Origin of the sequence: Streptomyces populi, from assembly GCF_002911015.1 — a bacterium.
Classification (GTDB): domain Bacteria; phylum Actinomycetota; class Actinomycetes; order Streptomycetales; family Streptomycetaceae; genus Streptomyces; species Streptomyces populi.
On the sequence record NZ_KZ626855.1, the window covers coordinates 100,573 to 110,016 of the forward strand.

Below are 9,444 nucleotides of genomic sequence, written 5' to 3' on the forward strand. Positions count from 1 at the left end.
CACCGGGGGCCGCCGTGTCCCGCGCGGTTTCCGGGACGCGTGCCACCGGCGGCCCGTCGTCCCGCCCGCCCGGACCATGTGCCGAATGATCACCCCCGGTCACGCGCCCACCGCTCCGGCTTCTCTATGCTCGGTGGCGAACCTTCGCATCCATGAGGAGCAGAGCAATGAGCCAGAACGTATTCTTCGAGGTCACCGCCGACGGCAAGCCGCTGGGCCGCATCGAGTTCAAGCTCTACGACGACGTCGTCCCGAAGACCGCGCAGAACTTCCGTGAGCTCGCCACCGGCCAGCACGGTTTCGGTTACGAGGGCTCGCCGTTCCATCGCGTCATCCCGGAGTTCATGCTCCAGGGCGGCGACTTCACGCGCCAGAACGGCACGGGCGGCAAGAGCATCTACGGTGAGAAGTTCGCCGACGAGAACTTCAAGCTCAAGCACACCAAGCCGGGTCTGCTGTCGATGGCCAACGCGGGCCCGAACACCAACGGCTCGCAGTTCTTCATCACCACCGTCGTCACCGGCTGGCTGGACGGCAAGCACGTCGTCTTCGGCGAGGTCGTCGAGGGCATGGACGTCGTGAAGGCGATCGAGGCGCTCGGCAGCGGTTCCGGCGCCACCTCCAAGAAGATCGTCGTCTCCAAGAGCGGCACCGTCTGAGCCGTCCGACGGCCGGTGGCGGGGCCCTCCCGCGGAGACGTGCCGGCGGGGGCGGCGGGTGACGCGCCCACCGCCCCCGCCCGGCGGTCCGCCGCATGGGACCCCGCGGCCACCGAAGCCGATCGGGCCCCGCACGTCGCGGGGCCCCGAAAGAGTTCGGCCGGATTCGTGGCCGGATCCCGTACACCAGGAGACCGGCCCCGCCGCGAGGGGTAGCCCTACCCGAACACGCCGAAGCGTGTGGGGGTTGGGGGGAGCTGGCCCGAGTGAGTTGGCGGGGGCGGACACCGGGAAAACACCTGTCAGGACGCGCGCGGCGGCGGTCGGCCGTCCGCCGGTCACGCGCGGAAGGGGCCTGCGGACCCGCACTCGGTGAAGTGCTGCCCGCCCTCGCGGCGGTCGCCGTCGTCCTCTGCGCGGTCGTCGCCGGCCTCGCCGTCGGTTACCGCGTGGCCGGTATCGGCGTCCCCCTCGGCGCTCTGGCCGCCCTGGCCCTCACCGGCTCCGTCGCGGTGCGGCGGAGCCGTCCGCCGGCCCGCCGGCGCCTCGGCTTCTACACGCCCGAGGAACTCGCGGAGCTGGACACGCAAGGACTGGCCCTGGCCGTCTCCCGGATGCTGCGCCGGGACGGCTGGCGCGTGCTCCCTCCCCGCAGGAGCGAGGCCCGCGTCCGCGTCCGCGCGCGGGACGGTCACGGGCGGCGGCTGGAGGTCGCCTTCCGGCCCGTGGCCGAGCCGCTGCCCGACGAGGACGTCCCCTCGCGTCCGGGACGTCCGGGCGGACCCGGCCCGCCGCTCCGTCTCGTGGTGCACCGCGGGGCCTTCACCCGGCGTGACGTGCAGTGGGCGCGGCGCCAGGGCGGTGTCCGCCTGATCGACGGCTCGTGCCTGCGGCGCTGGGCGCACGGAACACCGCTGAACGAACTGGGCGACTCGCCCTGAGCCCGCACGGGCCCCCGCACCCCGCATCCCGCACCCCGCATCCCGCATCCCGCATCCCGCATCCCGCGGGTCCCGTACCGGACACCCCCGCCGGACCTCCTCCCGGACCTCCTTCCCGGACCGCCTCGTCGACCGACGCGCACGCCCCGGGCGCCCCGCCCCACGGTGGGACCGCCATGGATCCGCGCGCACCGCACGCCCGCCCCACCCACACCTCAGTCCTCACTCCGAGCCCGGGCGCAACAGCGGTTTCTCCGACAACAGACGAGGTCAGGGGCGTGGACACGTTCCGACCAGGTAGTTGAAGGAAAGCCCTTCGCACGGACCGACGAGCCGAATAGCGTGCGAGGACCCGAGCCGTTCCCCCACCGTCCCGCGGTCCGTGCACGCCGGGCCCGCACCCATCAGGAGACCGGCATGTCGTACGACAGCTCCGACCCACGGCCCGCGCGACCGCCGCGGGGACACCACAACTCCTTCGCCGACCACGTCCCGGACCCCGCCGCGGCGGAACCCTTACGCGGCGGGGCATCGCCCCGCGCCCGGACCGGGCACCACCGTGATCTGCGCATCCTGCGCCGCGCCTACCGCCGTCAGCGGCGCGTGACCACCTTCGCGGTGCTCGGCTGCTTCACCCTCTTCCTCGGCCTGTGCGCCGGCCGTCCCGACCTGATGGACCGTCCCGTCACCGGAGGCCTCTCGGCGGGCCTGGTGATCGCCCTCTCCCAGATCCCCGCCACCTGGCTCGCCGTACTCGTCTACGAGCGCACCGCCCGCCGCTATGTCGACCCCCTCGCCCGCCGCGTGAACCGCAGTGTCCCCTGGGCCGGCGGCGAGCAGGAGCGTGAGCGGTGAACGGCTTCGCCGGCTCCACCGAGTCCTGGTCCCTCGTCGCCTTCTCCATCGCCGTCACGGTCACCCTGCTGCTGTGCGTGCTGACCGGCCCCGACAGTGACGATCTCGCCGAGTTCTACACCGGCTACCGCTCGCTCTCCCCGCTGCGCAACGGACTCGCCATCGCCGGCGACTACATCTCCGCCGCGACCGTGCTGACCATCGGCGGCGTGATCGCCCTGTGCGGTTTCGACGGTGTCGTCCTGGCTCTCAGCACCCTGCTGTCCCTGCTGGTGCTGATGTTCCTGCTGGCCGAACCCCTGCGGAACACGGGCGAGTTCACCATGGGCGACGTACTGGCCCGCAGGATGCCCGGACGTGCCGTACGGATCACCGGGTGCGCCGTCACGATCACCGCTCTCGTACCGATGATGCTCGTCCAACTCGCCAGTACGGGGCAGCTGCTGGCGTTCATCCTCGGCTTCACGGACGGCTCCATGAAGACGGGCTGCATCGTGGGGGTCGGCGCCCTGATGATCACGTACGCGGCCATCGGCGGCATGCGGGGCACCGCGTTGATCCAGCTCCTGAAGATGGTCGTGCTCCTCGGTTCCGGGATCGCCGTCTCGGTGCTGATCCTCAGCCGGTTCCACTGGAACCCCGGTGAGCTGTTCACCACGGCCGCGCGGCGCAGTGGCGCGCCGGACGCGTTCCTGCACGGCGGGCTCCAGTTCGCCGGTGGCCCGCATCCCCGGCTCGACATGATCAGTACACAGTTCGCCATCGTGTTCGGCGGTGCCTGTCTGCCGCATGTGACGATGCGGATGTTCACCGCGAACAGCGCGCGCCAGGTGCGGCGTTCGATGTCCTGGGCGGTGTCCTCGGTGGCGTTGTTCATGCTCGTGGCGGGCGTCGTCGCCGTCGGCGCCACGGCGATGCTCGGCCGGGCGGGCGTCACCGCCGCCGATCCGCGCGGGCACACCGCCTACCTCCTGGGCTCACGGGCCGCGTTCGGTCCGGTGGTGTCCCGGGCGGAGACCCTCGTGTTCACCACGGTCACCACGGCGATCTTCCTCACCCTGCTCGCCTCGGTCGCCGGGATGACCCTCGCCTGCGCCAACTCGCTGGCCCACGACGTCTTCGCGGACCGCGGCACCGCCATGTCGTCCCAGCGCGAGACGGCCTTCGCCCGCGGCTCGGCCCTGGTCGTCGGCGCGCCCGTGATCGCCCTCGCGGTCCTCGTCCAGGACCGGAGCCTCCAGCCGCTGGCCACCCTGTCCTTCTGCGTGGGCGCCTCGGCGATCGCCCCGGCCCTGGTCTACAGCCTCTTCTGGCGCCGCTACACCCGGGCCGGTCTGCTGAGCACGCTCATCGGCGGCACCCTCGCCGTCCTGGTCCTGATGCCCGGCACCCGACTGGTGTCCGGCTCCCCGACGTCCGCCTTCCCCGCCGCCGACTTCAACTGGTTCCCGTTCACCACCACGGGACTGGTGTCCATCCCGCTGGGCTTCGTCCTCGGCTGGCTCGGCAGCATGCTGTCCGGCCGCCGCGCGGCGGAACGGGAGCGCGGGGCGTACGAGAGCGTCGAGAGCCTGATCCTCGCGGGGCCGCGGCAGAGGGGGCGGGGCGGCGGGGAGCGGTGACGGCGGCGGGGTCGCCGCCGCCGTCCCGGAGGCCCGCCCCCTCAGCGGTTCACGCGCCGTCGACCACGATCTCGCGCTTGAGGATCTTGCCCGTGGGTCCCTTGGGCAGCTCGGCCGCGATCTCGACGACACGGGGGTACTTGTACGCCGCGACCCGCTCCTTGGCGTGGGCGCGGATCTCCTCGGCCGTGGCCTCGGCGCCGGGCCTGAGCGTGACCACGGCCGCGACCTCCTCACCGTGCAGGGGGTGCGGCACCCCCACGACGGCGGCCTCGGCCACGGCGGGGTGCTCGTACAGCACCTCCTCGATCTCGCGCGGGTAGACGTTGTAGCCGCCGCGGATGATCATGTCCTTCTTGCGGTCGACGATGAAGTAGAAACCGTCCTCGTCGACGCGGGCCAGGTCTCCGCTGTGGAACCATCCGTCGCGGATCGCCTCCGCGGTGGCGTCGGGGCGGTTCCAGTACCCGGTCATGATGTTCTCGCCGCGGATGGCGATCTCGCCGACCTCTCCGGGCGCGACCGCGCCGCCGTCCTCGGCGACGAGCCGCATCTCGACCCCGCGGATGGGCACGCCGATCGAGCCGGCCTTGCGCGGACGGTCCGGGTGGTTGAACGCGGCGACCGGTGACGTCTCGGACAGCCCGTAACCCTCCAGCACGGCGGCGCCGAAGCGCCGCTCGAACCCGTGCAGGACCTCGACCGGGAGCGCGGCCCCGCCCGAGACGGCCAGGCGCAGCCGGCCGGCGTCGAAGCCCTCGGGAAGGTCGGCGTGCAGCAGCGCCGCGTACATGGTCGGGACGCCGAGGAAGACGGTGACCTCGTCCCGGGCGACGACCTCCAGGGCGGCGCGCGGGTCGAACCGGGGCAGCAGGGTCAGCGTGGCGCCGGCGGCGACGGCCACGTTGAGCGCGCAGGTCTGGCCGAAGGCGTGGAAGAGGGGCAGGCCGCCGAAGAGGACGTCCTCCGGCCCGACCTGGAGGAGGGTCTCGGCCGTGGTGAGGGTGTTGAGGGCCAGGTTCCGGTGGGACAGTTCGGCGCCCTTGGGCGTTCCGGTGGTGCCGGAGGTGTAGAGGATCAGGGCGGCGTCGTCCTCGGCCCGGTCCGGGGTGTCGCGCAGGGGTTCGTGGCCGCGCAGCAGGGCGTCGAAGGTCTCGGGGTCGGTCACCAGGCAGTCGGTGCCCGTCTCGGCGGCGGCCTTCGTCACCTCGTCGGCGAACAGCGGGAAGACCAGTGCGGCGCGCGCTCCGCAGTCGCGCAGGGTGAAGGCGACCTCACGGGCCTTGAGCAGCGGGTTCATCGGGACGACGACACCGCCGGCCCGCAGGATGCCGTAGTAGAGGACCGGGAACAGCGGGACGTTGGGCATGGTCAGCGCGACGCGGTCGCCCGGCGCGACGCCGCGGTCCCGCAGCAGCGCGGCCACCCGTGCGCTGGCGTCGTCGAGTTCGGCGTAGGTGAGCGTGCTGTCGTCGTGGCGGACGGCGACGCGCTCGCCGTGGGCCGAGGCGGTGGCGGCCAGAAGGGTGACGAGGTCGGTCATGCCGGGTATCTCCTTGAGTTCGTCGCGCGGGGCGCGGCGGTGGCGCGCGGTCGGATCACATCGCGAAGCGTGACCCAGGGGGGTGCGTCCTGGCTACCGGTCCCCCGGGGTGAGGCCAGCCACAGACGCAGCAGGTGGCGCCCGGGTTCCGGCGGACGGTGGTCCTCGAACGCCGAGCGGGCGTGCATCACCCGGTGGGTGTTGATCAGCAGCAGGTCCCCGATCCGGAGGTCGAGGTCGAGCCGGTACTCCGGGGAGGCGGCCACGGAGTCGATGAGGTCGAAGAGTTCCCGGTCCGCCGCTTCGAGGCGGGGCACCTCGGGGAAGCGCTGGGCGGATTCGAGATAGCACCGGTTGTACCGCATGCTCGGCGCGCCGGCGAGACCGTCGGGGCGGGAGACCAGCGGGGCGCTCGTGCAGGGCGGCTCGCCGGGGGCGTGTTCGCCGCGGCGGTCGAAGTGGTACGTGCGGTACAGGCGCCCCGCGAGATCGGGGCGCAGGTCGAGGACCGCGTTGTGGACCGCGGCCGAGCTGACCAGGGAGAGGTGTCCGCCGGTGCGGGGCTCGCGCAGCGGCAGCACGGCGAGGAGATCGGTGGGGTCGGTGTGGAAGGGCAGCGCGTCCCGGGTCTGGTAGCCGCGCGCGGCGGGGTCGTCCAGGCCCCGGCCGGTGTCCCGGACATGGCCGAGGACGAGTCCGTCGGCGTTCTGCGGCACCGGGTGCCCCAGGTGCCGGCCGATCCCCCAGAAGACGGTGCTCGCGGCCGTCTCGCCGAGCCGCTCGACCGGGATGCCCCGGACGATCGCGAACCCCCGTCCGTGCTCGAGGACACCGGAGAGGCGCGCCAGGTCGGCGGCGAGACCGGGGAGCGGGAAGTCGGCGGCTGCCAGCCTCAGCAGGGTGAGGTCGCGCCTGCGTGCCTCGCGCAGGGCGGAGTCGATCTCGGCGAGCCGGTCCTCCGACAGGCGCAGCAGCCACTCCTCCGGGCGCGTGAGCTCGCGCCCCTTCCACACCGAGGGGCCCGAGCAGGGCGTGGGCGGGGACGATGTCCGGTCCGTGTCCGAGCGGGGCGCGGGCGTCCGCGGCGCCCGGTCCGCGTCCGTCGTTCCTGTCATGTTCGCCTCCAATCCGTCGCGCGTTCACCTGCCGGGGAGCGGTCACCCCGATCGGGCCCGGCCGGTGAACGGCGTCATGCTAGGTTCCTCGACCACCGCCGCGCTTGTCATGGCGGGACAGGAGACTTGGCTTTTCGGGACATCCCTGGAGCGTGCCCATGAGACCTCTGGTCCGCACCGCCGCCCTGAGCGGCTACGTCGAGCTGTGCCGCTCCCTCGGGGTCGACCCTCAGGAACTGCTGAAGCGGGTGGGCCTCGACACCGCCGCCCTCACCGTCCAGGACCGGTGGATCTCGGGCACGGCGGCCGTGCAGGTGCTGGAACTGTCGGCGGCCGAGTCCGGTCACGAGGACTTCGGGGTGCTGCTGGCGGAGTTCCGCCGCTTCTCCACGCTCGGCCCCATCAGCCTGGTCGTCCGCGAGGAACCGGACGTGCGCAGCGCGCTGGAGATGCTGATCCGTCATCAGTACATGTACAACGAGGTACTGCACACCCGGCTGTCCGAGGGGGACGGCCTGGCGACGCTGAAGGTGGACCTGCGGCTCGGCGAGGCGATGGAGTCCCGGCAGGCCACGGAACTGGCCGTCGCCGCGTACCACCGCATCCTGAGCGATTTCCTGCACGCCCGCTGGCAGCCGCTGTCCGTCTGGTTCCGGCACTCCGCGCCGGCGGACACCTCGGCGCACCAGGACGCGTTCGGGCCGATCGTGGAGTTCGACCGCGAGATCGACGGGATCGTCTTCTACGCCGACGACCTCGACGCGCCCAACGCCATGGCGGACCCGCTGATGCGCGAGTACGCCCGCCAGTACTTCGACGCGATCGCCGTCCCGAAGGACACCACCGCCGCGGACCGGGTGCGCGAACTGATCGAGGTCCTGCTGCCGACGGGGCGCTGTTCGATCGAGCAGGTCGCGCGCAGCCTGGGCGTCGACCGGCGTACCGTCCACCGCCATCTGGCCGCGTCGGGCGAGACGTTCTCCTCGCTCCTCAACGTCACCCGCCGCCACCTCGCGGAGCAGTTCGTCGCGAATCCCCGGCGTCCGCTGACGGAGATCTCCGACCTCCTGGGGTTCTCGTCGCTGAGCGGGTTCTCGCGGTGGTTCCGCGAGCAGTTCGGATGCAGCCCGCGAGCGTGGCGCGGAAGCAGGGCTTCCTAGCAACTCCCCTTGTGCGACTGGAGGGACGGGCGGGGTCCGTTCCCCTGCCCCCCGGCGCCCCCGTCGGCGTCCCGCAGCGCCGATGTCCCCAAATGACAAATCATCTGTCCCCTGACGACAAACACGTCCCTGGACTCGGCCCTACCTTTGCACCACCGCACAGAAGACGCGGTCGGCCGTCGGAGGGAGCCGAACCACTCCCCCCTGGCTCCCTCCGGACCGGCCGATCGCAGCGGGCCGGCCCGCGCCCGCTGTCACCGGTGCCCCGCATCGATCCCGCCGGACCTCCGAGGCCCGCGCCGCACGCGACGACGCCCCCGGCAAGTGATCAAAGATCCGACGAAGGAGACGGACCGTGCACTTCCACGACGACTCGCTCTTCCCCGAGAACCAGGAAAAACTCGTCATCCAGGCCGCCCCCTACGGCCCCGAATGGCTTCCCGGCGACGCCGACGACCTTCCCCTGACGATGGACGAGCACGTGCAGGCGGCCGTCGACTGCTACAACGCCGGTGCCACCGTTCTCCACATCCACGTGCGTGAGCTCGACGGCAAGGGCTCCAAGCGCCTTTCCATGTTCAACGAATTGATAGGCCGACTGCGCGAGGCCGTGCCGGACATGGTCCTGCAGATCGGCGGATCGATCTCCTTCGCCCCGGAGGGCGAGGGCTCCGAGGCCAAGTGGCTCGACTTCGACAGCCGTCACATGCTCGCCGACCTGGACCCGAAGCCGGACCAGGTCACCATCGCGATCAACACCAGCCAGATGAACATCGTCGAGATCATGACCGACGACGATCTGGAGGGCACCTCGATCGCCAAGCCCGACTACTACAAGGCGTACCGGGACATGTACCTGGAGGCCGGTCCCGACTTCTACCTGGAGCACCTCAAGCGCCTCGGCGAGAGCGGTATCCAGCCGCACTTCCAGCTCGCCACCCTGGCCCAGCTCGAGACCGTGGAGCGGCTCATCCGGTCCGGCGTCTACACCGGCCCGCTGGTCCTCAACTACGTGGCGATCGGCGGCGGTTTCGCGGGCCGCCACCCCGCCGACCTGATCGAGTTCGTCCGTCGCGTGCCCGACGGCGCCGTCCTCACCATCGAGAGCTCCATGCGCGCCGTGGCGCCCATGAACGCGATCGGCATCGCGCTCGGTGTGCACGTCCGGGTGGGCAACGAGGACAACCTGTGGCGGCGCAAGGGCGAGCGCATGTCCAGCGTCGAGCAGGTCGAGCAGATGGTGCAGATCTCCCAGGCGCTCGGCCGCGACATCGCCACCGGCGCGGAGGCCCGGAAGATCTACAAGATCGGCGAGACCTACTCGAGCACCGACGAGACGCTGGCCCAGCTCGGCATGGTGCCCAACCGCCGTCCCGGACAGCGCGGTTTCATGCTCCGCGACGCCTGATCCCGCGGTCCACCGGTCCACCACCGCGCCGGGCCGCCCGGCACGGCACGGACCCGCGGCAGGACCGCGCGGCAGGCCGCCGGCCCGCGGTCCGGGCCGCCCGGCCGCCGCGCGGCCTGCCGCGCGGATCACCGGCTCGGC

8 protein-coding genes are annotated in these 9,444 nt (G+C 72.1%); 6 read left to right on the forward strand and 2 right to left on the reverse strand.

What is annotated here, in order from left to right; all coding sequences use genetic code 11:
- Positions 1-167 precede the first annotated feature (167 nt).
- The 4 genes from CW362_RS11620 (at position 168) to CW362_RS11635 (ending at position 4,077) form a co-directional block, all read left to right on the forward strand.
- Complete coding sequence (locus CW362_RS11620) at positions 168-659, forward strand: peptidylprolyl isomerase (RefSeq protein ID WP_103549310.1); 492 nt, start codon at positions 168-170, stop codon at positions 657-659.
- A 377-nt stretch (positions 660-1,036) separates the two neighbouring features.
- Positions 1,037-1,600 carry a hypothetical protein gene (locus CW362_RS11625; RefSeq protein WP_103549311.1) on the forward strand — a complete coding sequence of 188 codons (564 nt, stop codon included), beginning with the start codon at positions 1,037-1,039 and terminating at the stop codon, positions 1,598-1,600.
- A 417-nt stretch (positions 1,601-2,017) separates the two neighbouring features.
- Positions 2,018-2,455, forward strand: coding sequence for a DUF485 domain-containing protein (locus tag CW362_RS11630; protein ID WP_103549312.1), 438 nt, complete (start codon positions 2,018-2,020; stop codon positions 2,453-2,455).
- Entirely contained in the window at positions 2,452-4,077 is a 1,626-nt protein-coding gene (locus CW362_RS11635) for a sodium/solute symporter (protein ID WP_103549313.1), read from the forward strand. Before CW362_RS11630 ends, CW362_RS11635 begins: the two co-directional genes overlap by 4 nt.
- Positions 4,078-4,126: 49 nt before the next feature.
- Here the strand turns inward: CW362_RS11635 and CW362_RS11640 are convergent, their stop codons facing one another.
- Together CW362_RS11640 and CW362_RS11645 are read right to left on the reverse strand one after the other, a co-directional pair.
- The gene (locus CW362_RS11640) at positions 4,127-5,620 is read right to left on the reverse strand and encodes a long-chain-fatty-acid--CoA ligase (RefSeq protein ID WP_103549314.1); all 1,494 of its coding nucleotides are present in this window, start codon (positions 5,618-5,620) and stop codon (positions 4,127-4,129) included.
- Positions 5,617-6,735 (reverse strand): TauD/TfdA family dioxygenase, encoded by a 1,119-nt coding sequence (locus CW362_RS11645; protein ID WP_103549315.1) that lies wholly within the window; start codon positions 6,733-6,735, stop codon positions 5,617-5,619. Before CW362_RS11645 ends, CW362_RS11640 begins: the two co-directional genes overlap by 4 nt.
- A gap of 158 nt (positions 6,736-6,893) precedes the next feature.
- Here CW362_RS11645 and CW362_RS11650 point away from each other — a divergent pair, with 158 nt between their 5' ends.
- Together CW362_RS11650 and CW362_RS11655 are read left to right on the forward strand one after the other, a co-directional pair.
- Positions 6,894-7,895, forward strand: a complete 1,002-nt coding sequence (locus CW362_RS11650) for an AraC family transcriptional regulator (protein WP_103549316.1) — start codon at positions 6,894-6,896, stop codon at positions 7,893-7,895.
- A gap of 355 nt (positions 7,896-8,250) precedes the next feature.
- The gene (locus CW362_RS11655) at positions 8,251-9,303 is read left to right on the forward strand and encodes a beta-keto acid cleavage family enzyme (protein ID WP_103549317.1); all 1,053 of its coding nucleotides are present in this window, start codon (positions 8,251-8,253) and stop codon (positions 9,301-9,303) included.
- Positions 9,304-9,444 lie beyond the last annotated feature (141 nt).

What these genes read in the sequence shown, in the direction of transcription:
- CW362_RS11620 (WP_103549310.1), top strand. Translation starts at nt 168, where the DNA reads ATGAGCCAGAACGTATTCTTCGAGGTCACCGCCGACGGCAAGCCGCTG.
- CW362_RS11630 (WP_103549312.1), top strand. Translation starts at nt 2,018, where the DNA reads ATGTCGTACGACAGCTCCGACCCACGGCCCGCGCGACCGCCGCGGGGA.
- CW362_RS11640 (WP_103549314.1), bottom strand. Translation starts at nt 5,620, where the DNA reads ATGACCGACCTCGTCACCCTTCTGGCCGCCACCGCCTCGGCCCACGGC.
- CW362_RS11650 (WP_103549316.1), top strand. Translation starts at nt 6,894, where the DNA reads ATGAGACCTCTGGTCCGCACCGCCGCCCTGAGCGGCTACGTCGAGCTG.
- CW362_RS11645 (WP_103549315.1), bottom strand. Translation starts at nt 6,735, where the DNA reads ATGACAGGAACGACGGACGCGGACCGGGCGCCGCGGACGCCCGCGCCC.